Annotated in this window: 23 protein-coding genes and 1 pseudogene; 13 read left to right on the top strand and 11 right to left on the bottom strand. The window is 67.9% G+C overall.

From position 1 onward, the window contains the following. The first annotated feature begins 314 nt into the window (after positions 1–314). A complete protein-coding gene (locus tag ABFX54_RS03320; protein WP_346101520.1) occupies positions 315–1835 on the top strand; it encodes a TetR/AcrR family transcriptional regulator in 1521 nt (506 codons plus the stop codon). A 312-nt stretch (positions 1836–2147) separates the two neighbouring features. Continuing rightward, on the top strand, positions 2148–3125 hold the full coding sequence (locus ABFX54_RS03325; protein WP_346101376.1) for an ATP-dependent DNA ligase: 978 nt from the start codon (positions 2148–2150) through the stop codon (positions 3123–3125). Positions 3126–3860: 735 nt separating this feature from the next. On the opposite strand, the gene ABFX54_RS03330 is transcribed toward ABFX54_RS03325, so the two are convergent. Both ABFX54_RS03330 and ABFX54_RS03335 read right to left on the bottom strand, forming a co-directional pair. Next, the gene (locus tag ABFX54_RS03330) at positions 3861–4748 is read right to left on the bottom strand and encodes a helix-turn-helix domain-containing protein (RefSeq protein ID WP_346101521.1); all 888 of its coding nucleotides are present in this window, start codon (positions 4746–4748) and stop codon (positions 3861–3863) included. Next, entirely contained in the window at positions 4748–5575 is an 828-nt protein-coding gene (locus tag ABFX54_RS03335) for a helix-turn-helix domain-containing protein (RefSeq protein WP_346101377.1), read from the bottom strand. The genes ABFX54_RS03330 and ABFX54_RS03335 overlap by 1 nt, the downstream gene beginning before the upstream one ends. Before the next feature lie 185 nt (positions 5576–5760). Here ABFX54_RS03335 and ABFX54_RS03340 point away from each other — a divergent pair, with 185 nt between their 5' ends. Beyond that, positions 5761–6375, top strand: a complete 615-nt coding sequence (locus ABFX54_RS03340; protein WP_346101378.1) for a hypothetical protein — start codon at positions 5761–5763, stop codon at positions 6373–6375. Positions 6376–7730: 1355 nt separating this feature from the next. On the opposite strand, the gene ABFX54_RS03345 is transcribed toward ABFX54_RS03340, so the two are convergent. Continuing rightward, on the bottom strand, positions 7731–8357 hold the full coding sequence (locus ABFX54_RS03345; protein WP_346101379.1) for a hypothetical protein: 627 nt from the start codon (positions 8355–8357) through the stop codon (positions 7731–7733). 895 nt (positions 8358–9252) lie between these two features. On the opposite strand from ABFX54_RS03345, the gene ABFX54_RS03350 reads away from it, so the two are divergent. Beyond that, a complete protein-coding gene (locus ABFX54_RS03350; RefSeq protein ID WP_346101380.1) occupies positions 9253–9600 on the top strand; it encodes a histone-like nucleoid-structuring protein Lsr2 in 348 nt (115 codons plus the stop codon). 624 nt (positions 9601–10224) lie between these two features. On the opposite strand, the gene ABFX54_RS03355 is transcribed toward ABFX54_RS03350, so the two are convergent. Both ABFX54_RS03355 and ABFX54_RS03360 read right to left on the bottom strand, forming a co-directional pair. Next, on the bottom strand, positions 10225–10953 hold the full coding sequence (locus tag ABFX54_RS03355) for a hypothetical protein (protein ID WP_346101381.1): 729 nt from the start codon (positions 10951–10953) through the stop codon (positions 10225–10227). A 346-nt stretch (positions 10954–11299) separates the two neighbouring features. Beyond that, positions 11300–12928 (bottom strand): YncE family protein, encoded by a 1629-nt coding sequence (locus ABFX54_RS03360; protein ID WP_346101382.1) that lies wholly within the window; start codon positions 12926–12928, stop codon positions 11300–11302. Between the two features lie 531 nt (positions 12929–13459). Here ABFX54_RS03360 and ABFX54_RS03365 point away from each other — a divergent pair. Together ABFX54_RS03365 and ABFX54_RS03370 are read left to right on the top strand one after the other, a co-directional pair. Next, the gene (locus tag ABFX54_RS03365; protein ID WP_346101383.1) at positions 13460–13948 is read left to right on the top strand and encodes a hypothetical protein; all 489 of its coding nucleotides are present in this window, start codon (positions 13460–13462) and stop codon (positions 13946–13948) included. A 547-nt stretch (positions 13949–14495) separates the two neighbouring features. Then, a complete protein-coding gene (locus tag ABFX54_RS03370) occupies positions 14496–15368 on the top strand; it encodes a hypothetical protein (RefSeq protein ID WP_346101384.1) in 873 nt (290 codons plus the stop codon). A 140-nt stretch (positions 15369–15508) separates the two neighbouring features. On the opposite strand, the gene ABFX54_RS03375 is transcribed toward ABFX54_RS03370, so the two are convergent. Then, positions 15509–16537 (bottom strand): hypothetical protein, encoded by a 1029-nt coding sequence (locus ABFX54_RS03375; RefSeq protein ID WP_346101385.1) that lies wholly within the window; start codon positions 16535–16537, stop codon positions 15509–15511. Between the two features lie 179 nt (positions 16538–16716). Here ABFX54_RS03375 and ABFX54_RS03380 point away from each other — a divergent pair, with 179 nt between their 5' ends. The 3 genes from ABFX54_RS03380 (at position 16717) to ABFX54_RS03390 (ending at position 18338) form a co-directional block, all read left to right on the top strand. Continuing rightward, entirely contained in the window at positions 16717–16917 is a 201-nt protein-coding gene (locus ABFX54_RS03380; protein WP_346101386.1) for a hypothetical protein, read from the top strand. 191 nt (positions 16918–17108) lie between these two features. Then, a complete protein-coding gene (locus ABFX54_RS03385; protein ID WP_346101387.1) occupies positions 17109–17510 on the top strand; it encodes a helix-turn-helix transcriptional regulator in 402 nt (133 codons plus the stop codon). 84 nt (positions 17511–17594) lie between these two features. Beyond that, the gene (locus ABFX54_RS03390) at positions 17595–18338 is read left to right on the top strand and encodes a hypothetical protein (RefSeq protein ID WP_346101388.1); all 744 of its coding nucleotides are present in this window, start codon (positions 17595–17597) and stop codon (positions 18336–18338) included. Positions 18339–18355: 17 nt separating this feature from the next. Here ABFX54_RS03390 and ABFX54_RS03395 read toward each other — a convergent pair whose 3' ends face one another. The 4 genes from ABFX54_RS03395 to ABFX54_RS03410 all read right to left on the bottom strand — a co-directional run bounded on the left by ABFX54_RS03395 (position 18356) and on the right by ABFX54_RS03410 (position 21917). Further along, a complete protein-coding gene (locus tag ABFX54_RS03395; protein WP_346101389.1) occupies positions 18356–19291 on the bottom strand; it encodes a tyrosine-type recombinase/integrase in 936 nt (311 codons plus the stop codon). 352 nt (positions 19292–19643) lie between these two features. Continuing rightward, positions 19644–19976, bottom strand: a complete 333-nt coding sequence (locus ABFX54_RS03400) for a thioredoxin family protein (RefSeq protein ID WP_346101390.1) — start codon at positions 19974–19976, stop codon at positions 19644–19646. A gap of 58 nt (positions 19977–20034) precedes the next feature. Then, positions 20035–20727, bottom strand: coding sequence for a class I SAM-dependent methyltransferase (locus ABFX54_RS03405; protein ID WP_346101522.1), 693 nt, complete (start codon positions 20725–20727; stop codon positions 20035–20037). Positions 20728–20732: 5 nt separating this feature from the next. Beyond that, positions 20733–21917, bottom strand: a complete 1185-nt coding sequence (locus ABFX54_RS03410) for a cytochrome P450 (RefSeq protein WP_346101391.1) — start codon at positions 21915–21917, stop codon at positions 20733–20735. Between the two features lie 88 nt (positions 21918–22005). On the opposite strand from ABFX54_RS03410, the gene ABFX54_RS03415 reads away from it, so the two are divergent. Further along, positions 22006–22716 (top strand): TetR/AcrR family transcriptional regulator, encoded by a 711-nt coding sequence (locus ABFX54_RS03415; RefSeq protein ID WP_346101392.1) that lies wholly within the window; start codon positions 22006–22008, stop codon positions 22714–22716. A gap of 268 nt (positions 22717–22984) precedes the next feature. Continuing rightward, positions 22985–24103 (top strand): recombinase family protein, encoded by a 1119-nt coding sequence (locus ABFX54_RS03420; protein ID WP_428834491.1) that lies wholly within the window; start codon positions 22985–22987, stop codon positions 24101–24103. Between the two features lie 25 nt (positions 24104–24128). Here ABFX54_RS03420 and mihF read toward each other — a convergent pair whose 3' ends face one another. After that, positions 24129–24440, bottom strand: a complete 312-nt coding sequence (mihF, locus tag ABFX54_RS03425) for an integration host factor, actinobacterial type (RefSeq protein ID WP_346101394.1) — start codon at positions 24438–24440, stop codon at positions 24129–24131. Positions 24441–24583: 143 nt separating this feature from the next. Between mihF and ABFX54_RS03430 the strand changes: the two are divergent. Together ABFX54_RS03430 and ABFX54_RS03435 are read left to right on the top strand one after the other, a co-directional pair. Beyond that, positions 24584–25501 (top strand): annotated as a pseudogene (locus ABFX54_RS03430) (Tn3 family transposase); the annotation flags it as partial. A 399-nt stretch (positions 25502–25900) separates the two neighbouring features. Then, the gene (locus ABFX54_RS03435; protein ID WP_346101395.1) at positions 25901–26203 is read left to right on the top strand and encodes a trypco2 family protein; all 303 of its coding nucleotides are present in this window, start codon (positions 25901–25903) and stop codon (positions 26201–26203) included.

Genomic DNA, 26203 nt, shown 5'->3' on the forward strand with positions numbered 1-26203 from the left:
GCCAACCGGACCCTGCCGGACGTCCGGTCACGGCCCAGCTGTTCGAGCGTGTGGTTGCCGACGGACCGCGTTTGGCCTGCTGCAAGGCGTTGCGTGACCTTGACCGCCTCGGCGGGCCGGCGGCCAGACGATCCGCCGTAGCTGAGGAACCTCAGGCCTGCCTGCTCTGAGCCGTCATCGCAGGTGAGAAAGCCAAACCCAGTGACCTCCGGCAGGAACACTTTCCGCGGGCCAGGGCAGGCCGTGATGCCGCCGGTCTTTCCGGGCGAGAACTGGACCTTGTGAATGGAGCATTAGTTAGGCTCTGCTGGGTGATGCGAAGCAAGCCTGCCCGGAGTGCCGGGGACGTCAAACGAGAGCGCACGCGAGCCGTTCTTCTCAGCGCTGCTCGCGCGAAGTTCACCGAGCACGGCTGGCATCACACGCGCATGGACGACGTAGCGAGGGCAGCCGGGGTGAGTTCGGCCACGGCCTACAACCATTTCAAGAGCAAACAGATTCTGATGGGATTTGTTTATCGTCCGCTGATCGGCCGGTTGTCGGAAGCGGTGAAATCGACCCTTGAGGTCGATTCTGATCCGGTCGATGTCATACTCCGGCATTTCTATGATCTGGTGGCGCTGGCGCGCAGATGGCATCGGCTGACGGAGGCGCTGGTCGCCGCGATGAAAGAGCAGACCCTCAGACACGGCACAGTGAGCGCGGAATTCGACGAAGCGGATGTCCGTCATCTCGTGCCGCTGTGCACCATGCTCGCCGACCTGATGGAGCACGGCCAGAAGCACGGGGTTCTGCGGTCGGGTCCGTCCGTCATCAAGGGGGCGGCCTTTTACACCGATGCGCTGTTGCACCAGGCCCTCAACCTCCACGAAGAGTCTGCTCACGACACCGCCCTGAACATGCTGGACCAACTGCTCTCCACGTGGGCGGCGAACCCCGGCAGCTCCAGCGATCGTGCCTCCATCACCGTCGCCTCGGACCGGATGGGCGAGGAGGATCTGTCTTGGGTTCTGCACCGGCTCATGCGGCTGGCCGCGGACGGGTCCCGGCGGGCGCTCGCCAACGACAGCCTCACCAGGGAATATCTGGAAGCAGGTCTCCGGCTGAGCACCATCGCCGACGGCCCGGGCACCTTTTTAGGGCTGCCCTCGGAGCGCGAGATCTGCCAAGAGACCGAGCGGGCGGGACGGGCGCCGGGAAACGAAGAGGACTTCCGCACAAGATGGCCCAGCAGGGACGACTTCGCGCTCGACCTGCTGGCCTACGCATTGTGGGCCAGGCATGGGCGGCCGGGCTCCATCGGGAGATCGGCGGACCTGATCTCCAATGCCGTGGACCCGGTCCAGGGCGCGCAGGAGGCCAGCTGCCAGGAACTGGCGTCCCTTCTGGAGAACCCCGCGATGGGCCTGTCCCTCGTCGCCACGGCGATGGCTGATCGCTTCCCCGAACTGAAAGCTACGGCCGGCAGCGCCAGAAGCGCGGTCCGCCAGAGATGGATCCCCATCTACGAGGAGATGCTGGCGGTCAACGCTGTGGGACTGCGCCCCGGCGTCACCGTCGAGGACCTCGCGGACATCCTCGCCGTGACCGTCGAAGGCGTCGCCTTTCGCGCACTGTCCGGTCCGGCGGAAGACCGTGAGCGGCTCGAACTGACGCTGCGCAAGGCCGTGCTCGCAGTCCTGGTGTCCACGGTGGACTCCGGGGACGACCTCAGCCTCGACGAACACCTGCGGCGAATCATCCGCTCGCCCCCCGCAACATCTGATCTGCACCACACCGGCACGGCAGGACCTCGGGCAGCGAGAAGAACGCCCGCCGGGCCGGGTGAGCTGTAACCAGGAGCGAACCACGCAATGGCGAAGAATTCGCTCCGCTGGCGGCACGGTGACGCAGACGGTGACGCAGACGGTGGCGCGAGGCGGCCGGCTCAGGGCCGGGAGCGCCGCGGGGTTTGCGTCCGACCGCCCACCCTATGGACGAGCAGTCCAGGATCACGCAGCGCTGTTCCGGCTAGAACATCTCTTGAGTGTTTATCTACCTTCCGGGGGTTTTGTCCCGTTCGGATGGCCGGTAGAAACCGGCTCATGCCCACCCCTTCCGACCGGCACAAACACGCCCGCACACGACGACGTGGCCCGATCGAACCGATGCTGGCCAAGCCGGTGGGCGACCTTCCGCCAGGGCGGCCCGGCACGTGGTGCTATGAGCCGAAGCTGGACGGTTTCCGTGCTATCGCCAGGGTCGACCGCGACCGGGGCGTGCACTTGCAGTCCCGCAACGGGGCGCGCTTCAACGAGATCTTTCCCGAGGCGGCGTGGGCCGCGTACGACATGGTGGCCGCAGGCACCACCCTGGACGGAGAGATCGTCCGATGGAGCGGGGGCCGTCTCGACTTCTCCGCCCTGCACCGGCGAAACATCGCCGGGCGCCGCCGGGCGGCAGCCATGGCTCGCACCGAGCCAGTGCACTTCGCGGTGTTCGACGTGCTGACGCTGGGCGGCCGGGACGTGACCGGCCTGCCTTTGTGTGAGCGCCGCGCCATGCTGGAGGAGCTGTTCGAGACGATCCCGGCCGCCGGCGTCCTCGCCCTGGGCATGCATACCACCGACGAGGCCGAGGCCCGCACCTGGTACGAGACGATGCACGTCGCCGGAGTCGAAGGCCTGGTCATCAAAGCGGCCCGCTCGACCTACGACTGCGGCGCGCGCACGTGGCTCAAACTCAAGCAGAGGCGGACCGCCGACGCGATCGTGGGCGGCTACATCGGACACCTCCGGCGGCCCAGCGGACTCCTCCTTGGGCGGTACGACCCGACGGGACGGCTCCGCGTCGTCGGCCGCACCACCCCGCTCACCGCGCAGGCCGCTGCCGAGCTCGCCCCGCTCCTCACGCCTGCGGTTGGCGAGCACCCGTGGCCGGCGACACTTCCTCCGGGATGGGCATCCAGCTCGTACGGCCAGCGCGACCCGATCACCTACACGAGAGTCCAGCCCGACCTGGTGGTCGAAATCCTGGTCGACATGGCCACCGATGCGGGCAGACATCGACACCACTGCCGTTACCTCCGGCCGCGCACCGACCTCGACCCCGCGCATGTCATCGAGCAACGCGAGCCAGCCGCCTGAATCCCGAGGCCCAGGCGGAATCCGGCAGCAGCCAGTGCCATGTTGGCGTGGTCTGAATGGGTGAGTCGCGGATGGGCTGCCACGTGTACGAGAACTGCGGCGACCACATCAGCGTGCAGGAGACGCTGGACCGGGTGACGGAGGAGGCGGAGCGCGACCCGGAGCGCACCGCTCGTCGACCGCATCGGAAGGTTAGCCGCGGGGAACGAAACAGCGGGGAAACAGCGGGGAAACAGCAGACTCGATAGGCATGTGAGAAGACACCACTGGGAAGAAGGGAACTCACTGCCATGATGACGAGGATCTCCGCTGGGCTCGTGTCGGCTGCCGCCGTCATCGTCGTCGCGTTTACCCCGGTCGTCGCGCATGCTGACAGCTACCCTAAGGACAACTACCCCACGGACACCTACCCCAAGGCGCCCTGACTCTCGCTGCTCACCAGATCGTCCAACGCGGCCCACGGCGTGTATGCCCCACGGCGTGGGCCCGCGGCGCCTGACTCGGGGCGTAGGCCGCGGCCACGGTTGCTGCCCTTCGGGGGGGCTCCTCCTGGGTGCCGCACGGGGTTGACGTCGGCGGGCATGCGCGCAGCCGCTGCTCGGCCGCCTCTGTGGCGGCATGATCGAACCAGGCCTGGCTGGTTGAGACGATCTCAGATGGTTCACTGAAGTTCACCTGCGCGCCTGGGCGGCCAGCGGTGCGGGGTTCGTGGCGGCCGGCGGAGGTGCGGTGGGCTTACGAGGCGTGCTTGCTGATCTCGGTCATGATCTGGCGCAAGAGGACGCGGGCTTGATCACCGGCCAGCGCCGAGGTGTGGAGCAACTCCCAGTCGCGGCGGTATCGGTCGATGCTGTCGGGGTCGGTGATGCGCAGGTGGCCGTGCACGGCCTCCACTGACACAACGGTGCCTTTCTCCCCGGTACTTTGGTAGAGGGTGAAGCCGTGCAGTGTTACGGCGCGGGCCTGGTGGTGGTAGGGGATGACCCCGATGGACACGTTCGCCAGGGTGCTCAGGCAAGCGATGCGGTCCAGCTGGGCCAGGTGGGCCGGCACCGGGCTGTAGCGGATGCGCAACGCCGTCTCCGAGATCAGGAACTCCAGGCGCTGCTCGCCGAAGAGGATCACCTGGCGGTCGACCAGATCGGCTACCTGGCCGGCCAACTGCTCGGGCGGGCCGGGTAAGGGCCTGAGGGCGAACAGCTGGCGGGCGTACTCGGCGGTCTGCAGCAGAGCGGGGATGGTGGTCAGTGCCAGGGTGAGTATCGTTTGGGCGCTGTTCTCGCGCTGGTGCGCCTCCTCGTCGTGGTCGGGAATGGAGTTGCCGGAGACTTTCCGGGTCCGCTTCTCGATGAAGGCCTCTTCGGTCAGCTCACGCAACATCTGCCGGGACTCCGGCGTGGCGTCCACGGTCTCGGCCCAGGCGGTGACCAGCGGCAGGGGCGGCAGTACCGCGCCGGACTCGATCCGGGACACTCTGGACTGGGTGACTCCCAGCCTGGCGGCGAGCTCTCGGCCGGACAGCCCGGACAGGTCGCGCAGCCGCCGCAGCTCAGCCGCCAGACGCTGTTGCCGGGCGAGTGGTTGCGACCGGCGGTCGGGGGGCGGCGTGGGCGACAGGGCCATCACGTGAGCCGCTCCTTGCGGCTCGCCGACCGTGACGACCGGCTCCCTGGCGCAGCTGCGGACGCCTGCGCCGCCGCGATGAGCGTCATGCTGTCTTCGCAGGACAGGGCTGCGGCTTGAAGGCGAGCGAACTCGCCGGCCCACCGGGCCGCGGCCTCGGCGAACCGCAGCAGGGTGAAGGCCGCCTGGCGGGGGAGCACGTTCGCGTCTGCTGCGATCACCTGGACGGTGATGTGGGGCAGAGCCGCCATCTCGGCCAGATGTGCGTGTTGTTCGCGCATGACCACCGGCCCGCCGACATGGCGGCGCAGCGCGCTCTCCTCGACGACGATCGTCAGCCGGCGGTGGCCGTGGATCGCGGCGACGCGGCGCTCGTGCAGGCTGAGCGCATCCTCCAGACCGTCGGTCATCTGACGGGCGGCATAGATCGCCCGCATGTAGGCCCGGGTCCGCACCAGCGCAGGCAGCATGAACCCCTGATAAGCGCTGATGGTGGTTGCCCCTTGCTCCAGGCAGGCCAGGACGGCCTCACCGTGATCCCGTGCTCCAGTTGCGGTTGCGGTCGGGCTTCGGCGCTGCGCTCGCTCCCGCCGCGCGACGTCCTGCAAGGCGGCGCTGCGTACGCCTCCGATGCCGTACAAGTCGATCAGGGCCCGAAGATCGGCCAGCCGGGGGAGCGTCTGTCCGTTTTCCAGTCGTCGGATGCTCGCCGTTGACAGCATCAGATGTGCTGCGGCGACCTTGAGCGTGATGCCCTTGCCTTCCCGCAGGTGTTGCAGGCAGGTGCCCAGCCCGCGATCGATCGCTGAGATGCTAGAGACGGCCACGTGATCACCTTAGAGGTCCAGGTGGCCTTGCCCGGCACGATCGGCGGCCCCTACGACGGCCCACCACCATTTTGGTCCAGCTCAATCGTGGTGTTTCCCGGCGCGGCGACGCTTGCACCGAGAAAATACCGTCACTGCAACGGGTGGGTGCTCAGTGTGTTCAATGAGGATGTTGTGGAGGATCCATGCCTGCTCCTGACCAGACGCCTCGTGTCGCTGCGGCCGAACAAGCCGGTGATGCGTTCCTGCAGCGGCTGCAGCAGGAAACCCCCGTAGCTGCCAGCGAGATCCCGGAGTTCGATGAGTTCCGGGCTGCACTCTCCGACGACGCACGCGCCGCGTTCGACAAAGAGTGGGAGAACGAGATCAGTTACAACCCCGGTCCGCAGACCTGGGAAATGGCGCTCGCGATCCGTGACGACGGCGCAGCGCTGATCGGTGGACGTGAACGCAATGCACTGCGCCGCCACATCGCGAGCCTGTGCGTGGATGAAGGCTATCCGATCACGGGGCCGGGCAACCACGATCGCTACGAGTTCGGCGCCTCCATCGCCGGTCCCGAGGCACTCCTGGCCGAGGCCGACCAGCTTGCCAAGCTCTACTCTCGCTCAAGCCGCCTGGAGGAGATGCTCCGTACGCGGCACAAGCCCGGCGGGCTTGACGGCGAGGTATCACAGCCACCGTCAGTACTGGACGACGACCGGATGGGACGCAAGGCGCCTCGCCCCGCCCGGTCGGCTCGACAGCGCCCGTCGACAGTCTGCCTTCTGGCAGAGCACGATCGTAGGCATGTTCTGTGAAGACGAGTCGTTGGATGGGCGAACCTCATCTCGCGGCCGGCACGCCCACCCGCCGAGCGCGTGGGCGGTGGCCACCGATGAGCAGTCGGCCGAGATTTACGACCGAATTCCTCCAGTGACCTGCCGCGGCCTGCGCGGTCAGCATGAGTGTCACGACCCGATTGACATGGGGGCGCACGAGCGGCAGTGCCTTCGCGCGGCAGGAGCACGGCTGCCGGATCGGCAAGAGGCCAAACGCCGCCCAGCAGTGGGCCGACCTGGTCCCTGCCCGCCGCTCACCGGCGCGGAACGCTGGCGGAGTGCTGGACCCCCGCATGACGTGTTGACGTGCGGCGTCCCGGCCATCTCCAGAAGCACGGCAGATACCTGTGGGAAAGGAGGCCCCCGTTGCCGCGGGAGACCTCCTCATCGTGCCGCCGTCGCCACCTGGACTCAACAGACAACCGCGTCGGAATCAGGAAGGGATAGCACTGATCCACGTGCGAAGAAACAGGGCTGCCAGCGATCTCTGATCTCGCTTTACGGGAAGCCCCGCGAACCGCACGTCCATTAGACGATGATTAGCCGTTTCGAACAAGCGGTGGCCGAGAATGGAACGCAATCAAACATAATGAAAAGTAAAGAAGCACCCTGCTGACGCCTCCGGGTACCCTTCTCTACTGGGGGATTGTCTATGCAGCTGTCGCGAGTTCTCGATGTGGCCGAATGGGTGGGGGCAGCGATTCTCGAGGGTGATCTCAGCGGCATGGCAACTGTGTGGCCCAGACAGTTTGGAGTGCAAGCTCCTCACGCTGGCCGCGGTGAGAGACTAACATCCCAGAGAGCCGCTAGCTGGTAGCGCAGCTTCCGTCGGACATGCGTGATGCGTTGGCTGGCTACGCACAGCCAGCCACGTTGCCCCTGCACAGACACCTGGTGAACCGCCATCTGTTCCGTTGTTCTTGCCGGCTGTTGGTTCCGGTTGATCAGCCGGGCGCACGCATACCTCTTTGTGGGGCGAGTTCCGGTCGTGCGGATGGCACAGAGTGACGGGCTGGGCAAGGTTGGCGACTCGCGACGGCGCAGCTAGCCGAACTCCTTTCCGACCCCGCCCCGAAGGACGCAGCTTGACTGTAGGGGCGGGTACCGCACGGGTTGGTGACCCGCGGGCGATCCGCGACCTCGCACACCTCGCCAACGAACGCGTGCCCGAGCTGTCCGATCATTTCTGACCGGCCCACGATGACGGGACCAGGCAGGCGCCGACGCCCCTGACGCTACGTTGCTCCCCAGGCCTCTGCGCTATTGGCTTGCCGACCGCCTGCCCGGATGTGAGCCCAGCCGAGTCAACGCTCGGGCGCGACGGTCCGGAAATGTCAAGGATGGCGATGGGCTTCGAGCGCACGCGCGACCAGTGGCACCGAACGGCCGCAGTGGACAATCCGCTCACGCTCGTGACGATAAGTGGCCAGAACGGCATCGAGGGCATCCGGCGGCAGATACGCCTTCAGATCGACGGCGGCCGTTCGATAGCCCGCTGCCACTGCGCGGTAGGCGTGTTGGAGGTGGACAAGGGCGGCAGAGGCCAGGGCCGCCGGGTGCTCAGCGAAGACGATGTGCTTGCGGTAGTCGGCCGGAATTTGCTCAAAGAGCCACGTGAGCGCTGCTTTCTCCCAGCCGTTCACGCCCGGCGGGGGAACCTGCTGGGGCCAGCCAGACGGCAGGGCGGCATCCGAAGGGGAGGAGCGATCCTTCGCGGCATGCGAGGCGGCCGCAGAGACGGCAGAGGTCCGAGGCACTCCTTCGTACGCCTGGCCCGGGATCAGCGCCAGCTGATCCATCGGCAGCCATTGCTCATGCTCGCTGCAGGTCCCGTACCCATCGTTGGCGAACTCCTGCCAGGTCACCTTGGCTTGGATCAGGGCGCCGGCCTCGTCGACCAGGAACTCCAGGACCGACCCGGCGTTGTCGGGGTGGATGCGAATCGCTGGTGGGTCGTCCATGGTGTCATGGTAACGGTTGTTCGCAAGCGCGTTCGATATCGAGTTGGATGGCGTGGGGACAGCGGTGCTGAGCGGCCATCGGACGGTTGCCATCGGCCCCTGCAGCGGGATCCAGCCTGCCGAGCTCGTAGTGGGCACGGCTGATTCTGACCCTCTGGGGCGGCTGAAGTCGGAAGGGGCCCAGCCGAGATACGGCCTTGGAGGAGTGGCGGCCCTGCCGCTGCCCTGGCGGCAGGCGCGCCTGTCGAGGTGAAGGCCTCTGCAGCCGGCCGGTCTCTACTCATTGCCGGGGCGGCCTCGCCGGTGCCGGCTCCGGGTGCGGGCCGCCAGCGCTCATATGGTCACTCTGAACATTCGATTCGATGCTCGTGACATGGTGGATTCGGTCATGCGGGCTGCCGAGCGCGCGCCGCCTGCAGGCGCTCTACGTGTGTTCAGCTGGTCTTCGGGAATGGTGGCCCGCATGAGGATAGGTTTCCGCCCCCTACGCGGCTCTGCCACCGGCGACGGTGTTTGCTGCTGTCGGCGCGGGTTGATCTGGGCCTCGTGATCGCCCATTCCGGGATGGAGAAGGGAAGTGGTCGTTGTCGCGGTAGACGGCGAGGAGGGGTTTCTGGGCTCCGATTCTAGTACTATTGCACCCGGTGGGTAGCATCGGTCGGCCGCTGATCACGCGGTGAAGGGTTTCATCTGCGGACGAGGTCGTCGGCTTAAGCGTGTGAGGGTGAATAGGTCGGCAAGTCAGGCGGGTGCGCTGAGTGCGGCGTGCAAGCTGATTGTGCCGCAGGTCTGCTCGGCTTGCATGGGGAAATCGCTGAAAATCGCGGATGAGCTTGACCGAGATATGGGTAGCGATACAGTACCGCCCAAGCCCGCACACAAGGGGAGCGCCAGGATGGCAAAGAGGATCGTCGAAAGCTTCATTGACGACATCGATGGCAGTGATGCCGAGGGCAGCACGAGGTTTGCTCTCGACGGTATGAATTACGAGATCGATCTGTCAGGGGCGAACCGGGAAAAGTTGGAGAAGGCACTTGCGCCGTACATCACCAACGGCCGTGCGGTGCGTGCTGAACGCTCTGGTCGAGGTCGGCGTGGGTCTTCTAGCAGCACGAACTCTTCTCCTTTGAGTCGTGAGAAGTCGGCCGAGATCCGGCAGTGGGCCAAGGCTCAGGGACTGCCGGTCAGCGAGCGGGGCCGCATCGCCTCCACCGTGGTGCAGAAATACCAGGATGCTCATTAGAGCATCGCTATGCCGCCGGGATGGCATGCCCGGCGGCACCTGACCACAGTCCCTTTGATCGTTACTTCCGTGTGAGTGGCCAGCCGGAGCCGGCCACTCGTCCCGGTGTTCGACATGGTTGGTCCCCTGTTGGCGCGAGCAGGCACTGGCGAGAAGGGCTGCTATGGCGGGGGAGGAGGCGGTGGCTAAATGCTGGCCTGTTCGTCGGGATGGTCGTGCGGTTTTTGTCGCGACGGCGTAGCAGGCAGCGGCGAAAGTGCCGAATGGATGAACGTGGTGATGCGCGTTGCCGCAGTCTGTTTCCGTCGGCGCCGCCGTAGGCCGGGGCTGCGAGGCGGAAAAGTCAGGGCCTGCAATCGCCCCAAGGTGAGCCGCTGACGGCCGATCAGGTGGAGGAGGCGCACCGCACATTTTCTCCCGCCGGCGGACGGAACTCGGGCTCGCAGCAACTCGATCGGGCACGGAGCTTCGTTGCATGACAGCTCTGCCGTAGGAGGAAGCCTGCGGCGCAGCTTCGCCGTGCATGAGGCCGCCCACGGGCGCTCGCGGTGGGCCGGGCGTGAAGCGTCGAGCCGTCACGGCGTCGACCTCGCTGCCTGGTGTGCATGCTGGTGATCGCTCAGCTCAGAAGTGCGGGCAGGGGTGCTTCTCGATCCATGGGCTGTTGCTGCGATGCCGAAATCTGTCATAAAAGCCTCGGGCGTGCTCATACTGCCCGGTGGTGTACCAGGTCAGGCCCGGGTGGCGGAGCTCCAGCTCGCGCAGGGCCAGCGTGCCGAAGCCGCAGCAGTGCCACTCCGGAGAGAAGCTGATCTTCCTCAGCAGGCCGACGCCGCAATGTTCACAGGTCGCGTACCGGACGCGCCCGAGCGGCCCCTCTTCGTCGGTGACGATGGAGAACGCATACGACGCGGTCGGATCGTCGTCCGCGGCTCGACGCTGGCTGGGCGTGGCGACGGCTCGTGCGATCGCGTCCGCTCTGGCGCTGCTGGCCGCAGCGTACAGGCTCCACCCCAGATCGACGTCCAGCTCGGCGACGGTGATCACGCCCCAGCCCGACAGATCCACGGTCTCCTGCGCCAGGAAAGCAGCCAGACGGGCTTTCCACGCCTCAGCGAACGCGTCCGGCCCGCGATGCTCGCTGTCCTGCTCGGCCACCGTCTGCTGGAAGGCATCCCGGACGATCGCCTGCATCGCCCCCCGCAGTACCCGACGCTCGACGTCATCACCCTGGGGCACGCTCGCGGCCGTCGCCCGGGCCCAGCCGATCAGGCCACGCAGCCCGGCCGGCCGCTTGCGCGCCGTTGCCGGCCATGACGCGGGCAAAGGGTCCCACAACAACCGCACCAGCATGTCGGCACCGTACCTAGGGGGAGGCTTCCCTGTCTTCGAGGTCTGTCGCATTGGTCCGAAGGCGTTCACCCGGCGGTGATGTGATCTGGCGTAGTGCGCTGACGACACCTTCGGCGTGCTTCATCGCCATCTTCCAAGGGCTGGCAGGTGGAGCGCGTCGGCCGCGCCGAGTGGTGGATGGACGGCGGCATCGCCTTGTCTGGCCGCGACGCCGGTGCCCCGCTGCCTTAAGGCCGCCTGGCCTCCTGACCGAGGTGGCCGAGCGGCCACCGGGCACCCGAAGCGCTGCTTCGAGGGTGGCTTCCGAGAGGGCGGCCGCCGATGCCGGACGCCCTCCCAGTTCGTATCAGCCGCCGTCGACGGTGACCCGGTACAGGCCCCGTGCCGGTCCGGATATATCGTTTCCGGCCCACCGCGCCTGGTAGAGGTGGCGGCCGCTGGTCACGGGTGTGTCGGTGAAGGTGAAGGTGCCGTCATCGTTGACGGTGACGGGCGGCAGCGTGGTGCCCGTGGAGTCGTCGTCGCCTTGCACGCTGCGCTGCACAGTGAGCGTGGCGCCCGGCGGGGGCGGATTGCCGCCGGTTTCCAGTACGCCGCTGATGTGCAACGGCGTGCCGGTGGTGCCCAGGTCCGGTCCCATCATGGTGAGGGAGCTGCGATGGCGGACGATCACGGCTGCCACCGCGCTGCCGGCGCGGGAGGAGTCGTCACCGGCCCAGGCCACGGTGTAGAGCACCTCGCCGACACCGGGTGGCGTGTCGGAGATGGTGAAGCTGCCGTCGGCCGCCGTGCTCACACCGTCGAGCGGCTCGTCGGTTCCGTCGGGCATGCGGCGGGTCACCGTGAGCGGCTGTGCGCCCACAGGGGAGCCGTCGGCTCGGGTGAGGTGTCCGGTGATGAGAACTTCCATGCCCGTCAGCACTCGTGGCGAGGTGTCAAGGGTGAGCAGCGCCGGGGGGAGGGCGGCGTGCGGCAGCCGCCACAGATGCAGCCGGTCGCCTGGGGCACGCAGCAGGGCGTAGGCGTCGTTGCCGGAGAAGGTGATGCTGCCGGCGACCAGGGTGCCGGCCGGGTTGTCGGCCCGCAGCAGTTCGGTTCCGGTCGCGGCGTCGTAGAAGGTGAGGCCGGGGCTGGACCGGCGGCCGCCGGCGACGGTGGCGTTGTCGGCGCTGATCGCGACACTGACCGGTTTCGCGGTGGAGCCGCTGTAGCCACCGGCCGGGGACAGGGCGGTGGTGTCATAGCGGAGGAAGCGGGTGGGTTCGCCGGCGGCCAGGACCGCTGCCGAGCCGTCAGAGGTCAGCGCGACCTCGCGGATGCCCGCCGTGCGGTAAGTGAAACCGGAGATCGTGCCGCGCAGCGCCGGTGTCGCCTGGCCGATGTCGTAGACCCACAGCGAGGCCGGGCTGGAGTAGGTCTCTCCGGCCACCAGTGTGTCGCCGGCGGCCGCGATGGCGGGGGCACTGTACAGGCGGGATGCGAGCACGATCGGTGCCGGTGTCGCCGTCGTCAGGTCCAGGCCGATGACGCCGGCCTGGTGGTTTTGGCCGCAGCCGCGGCCGATCCACAGCCGGTCGCCGGTCAGCGCCAGCGTGGACGGGCACGGGAAGGAGGACAGGTCGATGCGCCGGGCGATGCTCAGCGCGGCGGTGTTGATCTCGGCCACCTCGTCCGACCCGTACAGGGCCGCGTACAAGCGGGTGCCGTCCGGCGTCATGGCCAGCCCGTGCACCTGGGACAGCCCGGTGATGGCGCCGGTGACCTCACCCGCGGAGTCGGCCACGACGATCCGGTCGCCGGCGGAGACGAACACCCGGCCGGCACCCACCGCCAGATCGGCGACGGAGGACAGGCTCACGCTCACGCCCAGGTCGGTCGTGGTCTCCCCCGCCGAGGCGGCGCGGGATGGATCGGGGAAGGCCGCCGGGAAGGTCTGGCCGGCTCGGGACGGAGCGGCCAGCAGACCACTCGTCACGATCACGGTAAGGCCGAGAGCGGCTAATCGGCGGATGAGCAAGGACGCGACCGGGCGTGGACGCTGCTGCTGCACGTGCATCTCCTTCGAGGAAGGAACGGGGTTTGCTGTTCGTTCGCCCACCTGATGCAGGAACGATGACCCGGGTAGCGCGCGTCGGCTTCCGGGGACGACGCGCCCGACTCCGGCACCAGGCTGAGGTGGGCGCACATGGTGCTCCTCTCAGTCCGACCGGTGTGCTCGTTGGAGGGCACGCCGGCCGAAAGCTGGTCGAGCGTGGATCGTGGTGATCTTATCCGTCCGGTGCATTCTTATGATGCGGCCGCCGTTGCCGGTGCGGTAAGTCGAGCCTCCGGACTGCGGCAATGCTAGGAATAACCCAGGTGCCCCGCTGCGAGGCGCGACGTGCGAAAGAGAAACGCCACACATCGTTCATCTCCTCTGTGCCGGGACAGCTGACACCGCATGGCTGGCCACGGCCTCCACAAACGTGTATACCTGACCTTGACTATCTGAAAGGATATTTGTCAAATGACGAGTCGATACGCGGTCACGGGTGCTTTAGGTGTCGTGGCGGCCATGATTTTCGGGGTTCTCGGCCCACCGGCTGCCGCGAGCGCCAACCCGTGCGGAGCCGGGTACACGCTGCGGGAGACAATGCCGGTCGACAAGCGCGCCAAGATCGGAAAGACGGTGCGGAGCACGCCAGTCCGGTCGATCGGCACGATCACGACCTACAGTCGCGGCGCAGCGAAGTGCGCCTATCTCAGCATCAACCGCACCTGGAAGAGGATCCCCGAGATAACGCAACTCACGCTGTACCTGAGCTCGGACAGCGACTGGAAGAAGGTCACGGCACACCCGAAGGACTGGAACAGAAGCCGGTCGCCGTCTCTTGGTCCTGTCAAGATGACCGTCAAGGGTGACTGCGCGACCGTGATCGCCGACGTCTGGCTGGACATGTCGGCCACCACCGGTACCCGCTACAGCCCGCGAAAGATCATAAGCGACTGCTTTTAAGTGGCCGGCAGCGCGCTGGGCCACACGCCCTTCCCTGAGGGAGTCCAGACAGCCGGGTATCAGTGGAGCCCGAGAGGCGGGAGCGGTGGACGTGGAACCGATCAGTCCAATCACGTCCTGGGATCGGGCGACAGATCTCCCCTGATCGAGCGGAGGGGAAACACCTGATGGAGATGGACCGCCGCCAGCCGGCCGCCGCTCCGAGATGACGGACTACATGGCGCAGCACGCCGAGCACGCCCTCGAGCAGTTGCGGTTCTACATCGACTGGCTCGATGCGGCAGTGAGAGGCCAGCGTGGATGAGACGTTCAGGGGATGCCCCTGATCCCTCCGACCCCCGGCTGGGTGTTCCAAGATCCCCGCCGCCAACGCGGCGTGGTGCGCAGGCTGCTGCAGAGGTTGCCAGGGAATTGCCTCTCGCAGCTGGCGCGGGGACGATGGCGGGCGGTGGTGCGGCTGACCGCTGCCAGCGTCCTTCTGGGGGTGGCAGCTCTGTGGCAGTACACCAGCGCGATTCAGCCGTTTCCGAGTGTTGGAGATCCTGGCATGATCAGGATCGTCTCCGGTCACATGTCGGGCTCGGTCACGGTGGAGGGCGAGGTCATCGGCGAGAGCCTGCGCCTCGCTATCCACGTGCCGGTGCCGGCCTCGACTGAGACGACGGGCAGATGCGTGCCGGTGACGCTGGAGTTCGACCGCGTGCCGGTCGTTCAGGTGACCAGCCTGGCCGGGCGGCCCATCAGTTCTAGGCTCGATTTCCGAGACGTCGACCAGCGGATCTTCACGGCTACCGCGCAGGCGTGCGCGTGGGCTCAGCCGAGCGCGCTGGTCGTTGTCGAGGGGGAACTCGACGAGCCCCTGGTGGTGACAACGGGATCGGTGACGTCGGTGCGGCTCCCTGCCATCGAGGGGCCTGTGCAGAGCGAGGCGCCGTCCTCGTTCTCAGTGGCGTGGGTGGTGGAATCGCCTGCGAATGACCTCAAGGCGGAGGTTGTTTCGCCGGGGTATCGAGGGCCGGGTCTGCGTTGGCCGGCGGCGGACGACGACGTGGTGTTCGCGCTGAAGCATTGGTACTCCGACGAGCGGTTCGGGACCTTCACGTCGGTATCGGCGGAGAAGGCGGCGAACCGGTCGCTGTTCTGGGCGGGTCTGCTGGCGGGAGCAGCGGTGTCGGTGCTGGCATGGGCAGGTGAGCTGGTGCTCGAGGGACGGCGGGAGCGTGGTGTCGAAGAGAGGAGGCGGCAGGAGCGGGAGGAGCTGATCGAGCGGGTGGCGGACGTGGTGACGCTGCGGGTGGTGTCGGCGTTGGAGGGGCGTGCGGCGGCCGAGGAGGCGAGACCGCAGCGGCCCAGCCGGAGACGTTCGTGGTGGCGGCTGGTGCAGAGGCTGCGGGGCAGGAGTTCTCCAACGCGGTCATGATGGCGGCGATCGAGGCAGCTTCTTCCGCCATGGCTTGGGCGCCCTGTACCTGGACGACACCGCGGCCCCTGTCGTGCTGGCCGAACTCCAGCGGGCGACGGCCTGGGCCGCCGTCGCAGGTCGTGGAAGCGAACTCCTGGTCAGGGTCCGAGGAACTTCTCCGAGGACGGGTAGTTGTACTTACGTTCCAGCTCCAGGCGGCGCTCGGCGACGCGGTCCCGGCCCTGGGCCGCGCGGTACCTCTTCAGGGCTTCGCGAGTCTCCGGAGAGTGCCGCAGGCGGCGCAGGTCGAGACAGCCTCCGGTGTCACCGAGCAGCCGGACGTAGGTGCAGTTTTCGCTATAGAAGTGGTTGAGAGGCATGCCTTGGCTGGCGATACGGACGTTCAGCCCGTCTTTGCGGTGAAGCAGGAGGCCGAGGACCTCGCGAGGCGGGCCGCTGTCTTGCCACTCGAACTCGATCTCATAGCCCAGGTCTCTGCCGAAGTTGAACCACATGTCGTGGGCCGAGAACGGCCGGCAGATGCCCGGCAGGCGGCGCAGGACGCCTGAGGCCAGGCGGCTGGCCTGATAGTGGATGCCGCCGATGACATATCGTTCGGGCCAGGACGCGGCGCAGGCGCGCTCGAGCGGGTGCCAGGTATCGGGGAGCAGATCCCAGAAGAAGACCGCGGTGTCGTCGAAGGATGCCTGGGCGATGAGAAGCGCTTTCTCCCACAGGCCGGGGCTGGCAAGGGGGATCTCGATCCGGCCGGCCATACCGGGGATGTGGAGGATCACGGTGCTGCCGTCGAGCCGGAAGCGAAGACCGGGCAGCCCATAGATTTGGGCGGATTCTCCGTCGATTGGGTTGGCGAGTTCGGCGGCGCTCGACGTCGGCATGAGGGTGGAGGCGATGTCGGGCAGGTACCGGGTGGGAATGCCCAGGGTGATCCCGGTCGGGGACGGGTCGATCCAGGCGATCCCAAATCCCAGGATGTCGGGTCTCCAGCACGCCGGCTTCCACTCCCCGATGCGTTCCAACGCAAGCGCCTCCAGGAACGCCTGATGAGGTGCCGCATGGGGGATTGGGCCGTGCTGGCGTCCGTCGCGGCGGATCGACTCCAGCGCGTGCTCATACCCTTGAAGGGTGTAGCGGGTCCGGCGTATGGCGAGTTTGTCCTTGGCCATGGATGTCTCCGAATCGCGCACCGCCCGGCCGGCGCAGTCCGAAGAATAGGCCTTACGATCGTGATCGACATGGGTCGCCACCTTGCGGTCGGGGGATAAGCCCTTTCACCTCAAAACGAAGGCCTTCGCCGGGAAGGCCGCAGGCGCGGTGTCCGCAACACCGGAAGTCCCACTCCGGCATGAGCATCTCCCATCCGCTGCGGCGACCCCGGCCGAGCACGCCTGCCTTTGCCAAGACTTCAACATCGGCCGATCATGAAGGCGTCGCCGGGCGGCCGGTTGGCGACAGCGACTCGCCCCTATTCTGGTCCAACGCCAACCTGTACGGCACGATCGACATCGACATGGGCCGCCGCCTCGACCTCGGCCTCGCTGCCTGACGGGGGCATGAGTTGGCGGCAGTGGCGGGCGGCGGGGCCTTGCCTGATCCTGACGCCGACGTCGCCGACGATGAGGATTACGGGCGCCGCCGAAGGCGAACGGCCTGCCCCGAAGCGTGCGGGCGGGCATCATCGGAGGTGGGCTGGTTCCGGACGGCCGACGCCCCTGGACCCTTCGGGAGGAGGCTGCTATGCCTCGCCGCTCGACGCGCTGGAGCCGCGAGCCCTCGCCGCTGCGTCAGGCACGGCTGGCCCGTAACTGGACGCTGGAAGGCGTGGTCGAGGAGATCGACCTGCGGACGCCCGGTGGCCAGTCGGGGGTGACGCCGAGCATGGTCTCAGGCTGGGAGCTGGCCCGGCACACGACCAGCATCGGCCATTGCAAGACGTTGTGTGAGATCTACGGGCGGGCGCCGCGGGAGCTGTTCGCTTTCCAGGATGAGCAGTTGCCGGCGCAGGCCCACCTGGGGGTGCCACCGGAATACGGCGGAAACGGGCCGCGTCCGCTGGAGACCGCGCATCAGGCGGCCAGCATCGGAACGACGGCCGTCGGCGCCGTTCTCACTACCGCGAAGCGTCGGAGATCTCCATGAATACGGCGATATCCCCCTCCACGAGCTCTGCTGTCAGGCTTGAATGAACCTGTGGATGTGCTCTTACAGGCATGGGATGACCTCATGAAGGTTCTCGCCACCTGGTGGGACGGGCAGCAGACCTCGGACCTGGAAGTGTTCGGCTGGAAGATGCTGTACTACGGGCGGGTGGGCAAGGCCTTGCTGCTCGTGGCGGGTCTGGCCGTCATCTTCGACCTGCTGGACCCCAAGACCGTGAAGAGCTGGGGGGACACCTCCAAGGAGCGGGCTGAGCGGGCGCTCGCCCGTAGCCGCCACAACCGCCAGGCAGCCCGCTTGTCCCGCCTCCGCGAATCAGTCATGGCCGACATGATGACGATCACGGCGGCAGCCCACCCCATAGTCACGGCGGCAACCCCCCCCATGATCATCGGGTACAGCATTGTCAAAGCCACTCCCGAGCGGGTCCCTGATGGGCTCGACGTCACGCTCGATACCTACCGCTGCTTCCATCGCGAACTGATGGGCGAACTGCCCGGCAAGGGTGACCCCGACGACCCCAAGGAGGCGGATCGGCTCAGGTATAAGCACGTGATGAAGCGCGTCGAGGCCTTCCTGGTCAACCATCTCTCCAGTGACGACCAGGCGAAGCTCGCCCTCTCCAGCAAGGACGGGGATAACCATGCGGGTGCGCGGATGCAGGTCGTCAGCGTGCTGTGGAGCCTGATCAGGGTGATCGCGTTTTCGCTGGCCGTCACCCTGCAGCGGGCCAAGCCGTTTCACATCTTCCGATGGATAGCGTTGGGCCTGTTCTTCGTCGGCAGCCTGGTCGACCTCCTCGCCTCATAATCGCGCACACACAGTAATCAGCGCGATGCCCGCTCCCGGCGCCGCCGGGCAGCACGAATCTCGGCGTCCGCGACCTTGTCGTCCAGCAACGTGTACAACTGCGTCGTCTCGGTGGAGGCGTGACCGAGGCGGCGCCGCACCGCCTCGATGGAGACGCCGGCGTTGATGAGCTCGGTGGCGTGGGCATGACGTAGCTGGTGGATGTCGATCTCGACCCCGGCCTGCGCGCAGTAGCTCTGCCAGCGGTGGTGGGCCGCGTCGTAGGACAGCGGCCCACCGGCACCGTTGATGCTGGCCCGGAACAGCGGGCCGGCGGTGTAACCGGCGCGGGCCAGGTAGAGCTTGAGCAGGGCGACGTAGCCGCGGTCGTCCAGCAGCACGGTGCGCACGCTGCCACCCTTACCGTGGATGCGGACATGTTCGTCGTCCCGGCGCAGATCCAGGTCTTCGACATACAGGCCGCAGACTTCGGAGGCGCGGGCGCCGCACACGTAGGCGGTCTCGAACAGCACCCGGTCGCGCAGCCGGTCCAGCGGCACCTCCTTGCGCGGCCGCCGCGAGCAAATCACCGCGAAGACCTTGGCCACGTCGCCGCCCGCCGCCGGGCGGGGCAGGTTCTTGGGCACCTTGACGGTGTCGATCCGGTCCATCGGGTTGGCGTCCAGGAGGTCGTGACGGACGGCCCACTTGGTGAAGGAAGCGACGGCGGCGCGCTTGCGCTTGCGGCTGGCCGGCGACAGCTCGGCGAGCTCAGCCAGGAACGCGCGGACCGGCGCGGCGGACAACGCGCCGATCTCCTCGCCGTGGTGGGCCGCGAAGGCGATCAGATCGCCGCGGTAGGCGCGCCGGGTGTGCGCCGAGCGCCCGGCGTTGGCCAGATCGGTGAGGAAGTCGTCCAGGTGCGCCGCGAGCGGATGCGCCCGGCCGAGCTGCTCGACGATAACCGGATCCATCCCGCCGCCTCCCGATCCTCCAGGTTGCCAGATAACTCGGAAATGAAGCTCTCGCGCCACACGGCGGACGCCCAGCTCGTGCCAAGGGCGTGATCGCCATCTTGCCAGATAACTTCGATTATCTAAGAACCCCTGACGGCCCTGGGCTCAATCGCAGCCGCGGGGAGCTTCGGTTCCGGGGCCACCTGCGTCGGCAATCCGAGCGGGCCGGGCGATCAGCCGCAAGCCGCAGCGCGATCACGAACCACAATCGTGATCACTCACATAGCTACTTTGGGGCTGGGGCCAGCTTCGGGAGCGGAGGGCCGGTGAGGGCCGCGCCCGGCCGCTGAGCCGAACGGGCGCGGAGGGTTCAGATGCCGAACTCCTCAAGCTCAGCGAGCAACTCAGCCTTGGTGAGCGCCCTGGTCAGCCGCTTCCTCTCCACCCCGCCGACGAACACGATCAGCGTCGGCAGCGCCATGACCTCGAACCGGCCCGCCAGCTCCGGCGCGTGGTCCAGCTGCACCATGCCCACCCGCAGCCGGCCCGCCTGCTCCGCCGCGACCCCCTCCAGCACCGGGGCCAGCGCCTTGCACGGACCGCACCCGCTCGCCCAGAAGTCCACCAGGAACGGCTGCGTCCCCGCGCCCGACAGCTCGGCATCAAAGCCGGCCACGGTCAATGCGAGGGGCGTGGTGTCCATAGCGTCCCTCCCTGCTGTCCGAATCGATGACGCCTTTGGCAGCGCCTGGCCATGCCGTTCACTCATCGCCGCCCCGCACAGCTGTACCGATGATGTGGAAGGAGACCGGGGTACGCGCGGGCGGGAACAGGAAGCGGTCCAGCTGATCGATGCGGAACCCGGCCCGCCGGAGTTCGGCCTCGACGTCGCGGCCGAGGTGGCAGCCGCCGACCAGATGCGGCCAAATGGTGGCATCCAGCACGTCCTGAAGGCGGGCCAGGCCAGGCGTGTCGGCGCGGACGTGCTCCAGGAAGCGCACCTGCCCGCCCGGCTTGAGCACCCGCCGCGCTTCGGCCAGCGCCGCGCCGACGTCGGGCAGCGAACACAGCACCATGCACAACACCACCGCGTCCGCGCTGTGATCGGCCGCGGGCAGGTGCTCGGCGACGCCGGGCACCACCTCCACGGGGACCGCCGCCGAGGCGGCGGTCCCCCCCCCCAGGGGGCCCCCCGCGCGGGGGGCGCCGGCCTGCGCGCGCAGGCGTGGCTCCGGTTCCACCGCGATCACCCGCCGCACCTCGGGCGGGTAGTGCGCGAAGTTGACGCCGTGCCCGGCGCCGACCTCGACCACCTCGCCGGACAGACCGGCCAGCAGCTCGCGACGGCGTTCGGTCATGCCGCCCCGGTCCATGCCGGCGGCCATCTTGGGATACATCCGGCCGAACAGCGGCCGCCGCCTGCTCACCTGCCTGCTCGTCCTGGCCGCGCTCATGCCGGTCACCAGGTCACCGGCAGCGCGGTCAGCCCGCCAGTCAGCGTGCGCCTGTCGAAGACCAGCTCCTCCACCGCACAGCCCAGCTCCAGGGCGGGGAAGCGGGCGGCGAGCTGGGAGAAGACGACCTGCAGCTCGATACGGGCCAGCGGCGCGCCGACGCAGTAGCGGGCGCCGTACCCGAAAGTCACATGCGGCACGGCGGGCCGGTCGACGTCGAACCGGTCGGGCTCGGCGAACACGCTCACGTCGTGGTTGGCGGCGCCGGTGTCGAGCAGCACGAGGTCCCCGGCACGGACGTGCACGCCGGCGATGTCCAGGTCTTCGCGGGCGTAGCGGGGGATGCCGCCGCCGCCCAGGCTCGGGGCGCGCAGGATCTCCTCCACCGCGGCGTCGATCCGGGACGGATCAGTGACCAGGTCCTGCCACTGGCCGGGCGTGGCCAGCAGCCACAGCACACCCTTACCGATTGCGGTGACCGTGGTCTCGTGCCCGGCGAACAGCAGGAACATCCCCATCGCGGCTGCCTCGTCATCGCTCACGCCGTCGGTGGCGGCCAGCCGGGAGATCACATCGCCGTCCGCGTCACCCGTGGCGCGCTTGCCGGCGACCAACTGCTGCCCGTAGGTGAACAGCGCGCCCAGCCCCTGAGCCGAGCGGGCGCGGTCGGTGACGTCGGCGGTCTGTTGTGTCCAGGCGCGGAACTGCTCGCGGTCCTCGTAGGGGACGCCGAGCAGCTCGCAGATGACCGCGATCGGCAGCGGCAGCGCCAGCGCGGCATGAAGGTCGGCGGGCGGCCCGGCCTTCTCCAGCTCATCGAGCAGCTGGGTGGTGAGCTGCTCGACACGGCCGCGCAGCGCGCGCATCCGCTTGGGCGAGAAGTGCGGCTGTAGCAGCGAACGCATCCTGCGGTGGTCGGCCTGCTCGGTGTCGAAGCCACCCAGTGGCCCGCCGAACAGCTCTGACTCCCCCGTCCGAGCGGCACGTTCGGGTTCGGGGTGGGCGCGGCCGAGCCGGGCGTCGTCCAGCAGGGCGCGCACCTGTTCATACCCCGTCACCTGCCAGCCGGGATGACCGACCGCGGTGCGGACGGCGTGGATGGGGCCCGAGGCCTGCAACTGGCGCAGCAGCGGCGGCGGCTCCAGCGGGCCAGGCTGCTCGAACGGCAACTGAACGGGGGCGGACGGCATGGAGACCTCCATCAGGTAGACGCGAATTTGTATACTTCGACGTCTAAAACGCTACATGTATACTTTGTGTTCTACAAGTGGAGGGCTGATGAGCAACCCCGAAGCAGGCGGCGAAGCCGTCGCGGCGCCGCCGGTGCGGCGGCTGCGCCGCGCGGAGCGGCGCGAGCAGATCCTGGACGCGGCCACCCGCGCCTTTGCCCGCGCCGGCTACGCCGTCACCGGCCTGGACGACATCGCCGCCGAGGCCGAGCTCACCCGGGCGATGCTGTACCGGCACTTCGACTCCAAGGCCGACCTGTACCGCGCGGTGCTCGACCGCGCCTGCACCCGGCTGGCCGAGGCCACCGGCGCCCACGACTTCGGCGACGACGCCATCCCGGCCCTGCTGCGCGCCGCCGCCGCCGACCCCGACGGGTTCCGGCTCCTGTTCCGCTATGCTGCCCGCGAGCCCGACTTCCGGGACCTGATCGACTCCATCACCAACGCCTCCCGCGAGGTCGGCCGACGCAACCTGGCGCGCGTCATCCCCGAGGGGCCGTGGCTGGACTGGGCCGCCAACCTGATCCCCGCCTTCACCCTGGAGGCCGTCATCGCCTGGCTCGACGCCGGCCGGCCCGACCCCGACCAGGCCGGCGACCGAATCACAGCGGCTGTACACGGCGTCATGGCCGCCGCGCACCCCGCCACCCATCCCCACGCGCTCGCCGCAGCCCAGCCGGGGGACTCCATCCACCTGGTGCCCGGATCCTCCGCCGAAGCGACCATCTCCGTAGTGCCCATCGGCGACCATTCCGGGTGATCGCCGCCCGGGACAGGAGCGTTGAGCTTCCGGTCGGGGATCCCGCCGCCCTCGTCGTCCAAGATCCGGTAGACGCCGGCGAGGCGCCCCCGTCAATGAGCCAAGGCGTTCGTGTTCTCAGAAACGAGCGATTGCCAGAGAAGATCACCAGACGGCTTCGCAAGGCCGACTCCGATCGCCGCAGAGGCCGATTCCCTCTCAGAACTCGTTCTCATGCAAGTCGGCGGATTCCCGGATTCTGGGAAATGTTTGTGAGAGCATCTGGAGCATGGCCGAGGCCCCTCAACCCCGCGAACACGCCGAATCAGCCCATCTGCCCGCTATCGCCGAGGAAAGCACCCGTGACGCCGATGAGGTCGAACGTCACCCGTGCCCGCGATGCGCCGTCACGCCCGGTTCTCCGTGCCGGTCGCGCTCGGGCGCGGTGGCCGGCACCTACCACACCGGCCGCTTCACCAAGATCCCCCGGCTGGCCAAGCTGCTGCGGGTGATCACCCCGGCCGACCGCGGGCCCGGCCAGCCGTGGCGGCCCGGCACCCCGCCGCCCGCACCGTTGCGTGACGATGGGCCGACGGCCGACATCCGGATCGGCTACGCCCGCTGCTCCGCCCTCACCCAGGAACTGCAGTCACAACTGGACGCGCTGGCCGCACACGGCATCCCGCGCGAGAAGATCTTCGCCGAGAAGATCTCGACCCGGGTCAAGGTGCGCCCGCAATTCGAAGCGGCGCTCACGCTCGCCCGCCAGATCAAGGCGCACGCCCCGCACTGCCGCGTCATCCTGACGGTGTATGAGATGAAGCGACTGGGCCGCGACGCCGCCGAACTCACCGCGCTGGCCGACCACCTCACCGCGCACGGCCTGGTCCTGGAGATGCTCGCCGGGCCGCTGGCCGGCATCTACGACCCGGCCGGGCCAGGCCGCATGCTGTTCGCGTTCTTCGCCGCGATGGCCGAGACCGAACGCGAGGCCATCCGTGAGGCCACGCTGGAGGGCCTGGACGCCGCCGCCCGCAAGGGCAAGCACGGCGGCCGCCCCCCGGTGATCACCGAGGACATGCTGCACACCGTGCTGCGCCGCAAGGCTTTGGGGGAACGCGTCGAAGACATCCGCCAGGACCTGATCATCCCGACCGGGAAACGCAAGGGCGAGAACCCGTCCCTGGCCAGCATCTACCGAGCCCTCGCCGAGCACGACAAGACCCAGGCCTACCCCGAAGCCGTCGAGGCGGCACACGCCGACTTCGCCCTCCTGCAAGACGCAGAGGACCTCCCCGGCCCTATCCGAGCCCGCATCCGCCGCCCGGGCATGGCGGCGACAGCGGAGCAGGCCGACCTTCTCCACCGCCTGCAGAGCCAGCCTCACCCGGACGCAGAGCTGCGATAACTCCACACGATCAGTCCCGGCGCTGTCAGCTGATCAAAGCCAGCAAAAGTCGCTCGCGCTGCTGCTCGGTCAGCGCGCCGACACGCTGTTTGTCCGCCACCCCGCAGGTGGCCATCAACGCCGCGACCCGGGCCGGCCCATATCCGGGAACGGCCCGCAGGACCGCAACCACCCGCGTCCTGCCGACCAGATCCTGCCCGCCGCGCTCGAACACCTCCGCCACGCTCACCACGCCACAGGCCACCTCCGCCAACAGCGCACGACGCGCCGTACGCGCCTCGGCCGCCTTCTCCAACGCCTTCGCACGCTGCTCCGCCGTCATCGTCGACAGGGCCATCAGGCACCTCTTCTGCAGAGATATCGGCTGGTCAGTGACTCCCGCCAGAGATCACGACGGGGCCGCCGCCGATCATCATCCCGTACAGCGTCACCAGATGTGACACTAAACCTGGCTCGCCGTTCCGCTCCTACTGGCAGGCCATCTTCGGGTACGGCACCAACACCGGGATCCGGGCCGTGGCCTCCGGTGGCCACGCCCACGGCGAGGACGAGATCCGCTACGTGCGGCGCCGCTATTTGACCCCGCAGGTCGCCACCGACATCGCGATCGCCATCGCGAACGCCACCTTCGCCGCCCGGGACGTGGCGCTGTGGGGTGAGGGGACGACCACGGTCGCCTCCGACTCCACGCATGTGCGCGCCTACGATCAGAATATTTTCACTGAGTGGCACTCCAGGTATGGAGGCCGCGGCATCCTCATCTACTGGCACATCGAGCGCGGGTCCATGGTGGTGCACTCGCAGACGCTGCGTGCCTCGGCCTCGGAGGTGCACGCGATGATCGAGGGTGCGGTCCGGCACGGCACCACCATGAAGGTCGAAGGGAACTATGTCGACTCCCACGGCCAGACGGAAATCGGGTTCGGCGTGACCCGGCTCCTGGGCTTTGACCTGCTGCCGCGCATCAAGCAGATCAACAAGGTCAAGCTGTACCGGGTCGAGAGCGGCGAGAGCGACCTGTACCCCCGGCTGACGCCGGCGATGACCCGGCCGATCCGCTGGGACCTGATCGAGCAGAACTACGACCAGATGATCAAGTACGCGACCGCGATCAAGCAGGGCACCGCCTCCACCGAGGCGATCCTGCGCCGCTTCACCGAGTCCGCCTCTCACCCGACCTACCAGGCCATGCTGGAGGTCGGCCGGGCACAGGAGACCATCTTCGTGGCCCGCTATCTGCGCCTTCGCGAGCTGCAGCGGGAGATTCAGGAAGGGCTCAACGTGGTGGAGTCCTCCAATGGTGCGAATTCGGTGATCTTCTACGACAAGGGCGGTGACATCGCCACCAACCGGCGGGAGGAGCTGGAGATGAGCGTGTTGTGCCTGCGCATCCTGCAGCGTGAGTTACCACAAGGTGGCGGCGATACGACAGCCACCGAAGAAGACCTTGAGCACCGCGATGGGCGCACGTGCTGGGCGACGGTGTGACCGGCTGGGGTGCGGACGGGCGGCGGGCGAGGTGACGCCAGACGATCGGTTCGAGCTCGTCGATGCCCGTTCTGGCTGAGATCGGTCGGATCGAGCGCCGCCTGCGCGTTCTGCCCATCCCGGGTCGGGGTCTACTTCGTTCTTACGCAGGGACTTAGTCATCGGTGCCCAGGATCACCGCAGGTCAGAGGTTGCTTCGTTGGATTTTCTGCCTGTCCGGGACCCCACGGTGCGGGAGCGCCGGACGGCAGCACCCCGATCGGCCTCGACTGTGGGTAACGGCCGTCGGCCCCGCGCGATACAGAGGATGTGGAAGAGATCGGATTGCCGGAGGCTATCGCGGAGGTACGGGCAGGGCTGCTCGCGGCCATGGAACAGGGGGCGGATCAAGATCTCCAGTTCCCCATCGAATCGGTGGAACTACAATTCCAGGTCGGGGTGACGCGGGAGAAGAGTGGCTCCGGGGGGCTCAAAGTTTGGGTTGTGGAGTTCGAGGGCGGCGCCGGCGTGACTCGCGAGGACGTCCACACCGTCACCGTGACCTTCGGTTCTCCCGTGGACCAGGACGGGGAGCCGGTCAAGGTACGCCGCCGCAGGCGTGAGAAGCCATAA

It is taken from the genome of Nonomuraea maheshkhaliensis, from assembly GCF_039529435.1.
Lineage (GTDB): Bacteria > Actinomycetota > Actinomycetes > Streptosporangiales > Streptosporangiaceae > Nonomuraea > Nonomuraea maheshkhaliensis.

Bases quoted from the DNA above. Each gene is read 5' to 3' on its own strand.
- ABFX54_RS03320 (WP_346101520.1), top strand. From the start codon at position 315: ATGCGAAGCAAGCCTGCCCGGAGTGCCGGGGACGTCAAACGAGAGCGC.
- ABFX54_RS03325 (WP_346101376.1), top strand. From the start codon at position 2,148: ATGCTGGCCAAGCCGGTGGGCGACCTTCCGCCAGGGCGGCCCGGCACG.
- ABFX54_RS03330 (WP_346101521.1), bottom strand. From the start codon at position 4,748: ATGGCCCTGTCGCCCACGCCGCCCCCCGACCGCCGGTCGCAACCACTC.
- ABFX54_RS03340 (WP_346101378.1), top strand. From the start codon at position 5,761: ATGCCTGCTCCTGACCAGACGCCTCGTGTCGCTGCGGCCGAACAAGCC.
- ABFX54_RS03345 (WP_346101379.1), bottom strand. From the start codon at position 8,357: ATGGACGACCCACCAGCGATTCGCATCCACCCCGACAACGCCGGGTCG.
- ABFX54_RS03350 (WP_346101380.1), top strand. From the start codon at position 9,253: ATGGCAAAGAGGATCGTCGAAAGCTTCATTGACGACATCGATGGCAGT.
- ABFX54_RS03355 (WP_346101381.1), bottom strand. From the start codon at position 10,953: ATGCTGGTGCGGTTGTTGTGGGACCCTTTGCCCGCGTCATGGCCGGCA.
- ABFX54_RS03365 (WP_346101383.1), top strand. From the start codon at position 13,460: ATGACGAGTCGATACGCGGTCACGGGTGCTTTAGGTGTCGTGGCGGCC.
- ABFX54_RS03370 (WP_346101384.1), top strand. From the start codon at position 14,496: ATGATCAGGATCGTCTCCGGTCACATGTCGGGCTCGGTCACGGTGGAG.
- ABFX54_RS03375 (WP_346101385.1), bottom strand. From the start codon at position 16,537: ATGGCCAAGGACAAACTCGCCATACGCCGGACCCGCTACACCCTTCAA.
- ABFX54_RS03380 (WP_346101386.1), top strand. From the start codon at position 16,717: ATGAGCATCTCCCATCCGCTGCGGCGACCCCGGCCGAGCACGCCTGCC.
- ABFX54_RS03385 (WP_346101387.1), top strand. From the start codon at position 17,109: ATGCCTCGCCGCTCGACGCGCTGGAGCCGCGAGCCCTCGCCGCTGCGT.
- ABFX54_RS03390 (WP_346101388.1), top strand. From the start codon at position 17,595: ATGAAGGTTCTCGCCACCTGGTGGGACGGGCAGCAGACCTCGGACCTG.
- ABFX54_RS03395 (WP_346101389.1), bottom strand. From the start codon at position 19,291: ATGGATCCGGTTATCGTCGAGCAGCTCGGCCGGGCGCATCCGCTCGCG.
- ABFX54_RS03400 (WP_346101390.1), bottom strand. From the start codon at position 19,976: ATGGACACCACGCCCCTCGCATTGACCGTGGCCGGCTTTGATGCCGAG.
- ABFX54_RS03405 (WP_346101522.1), bottom strand. From the start codon at position 20,727: ATGAGCGCGGCCAGGACGAGCAGGCAGGTGAGCAGGCGGCGGCCGCTG.
- ABFX54_RS03410 (WP_346101391.1), bottom strand. From the start codon at position 21,917: ATGCCGTCCGCCCCCGTTCAGTTGCCGTTCGAGCAGCCTGGCCCGCTG.
- ABFX54_RS03415 (WP_346101392.1), top strand. From the start codon at position 22,006: ATGAGCAACCCCGAAGCAGGCGGCGAAGCCGTCGCGGCGCCGCCGGTG.
- ABFX54_RS03420 (WP_428834491.1), top strand. From the start codon at position 22,985: ATGGCCGAGGCCCCTCAACCCCGCGAACACGCCGAATCAGCCCATCTG.
- mihF (WP_346101394.1), bottom strand. From the start codon at position 24,440: ATGGCCCTGTCGACGATGACGGCGGAGCAGCGTGCGAAGGCGTTGGAG.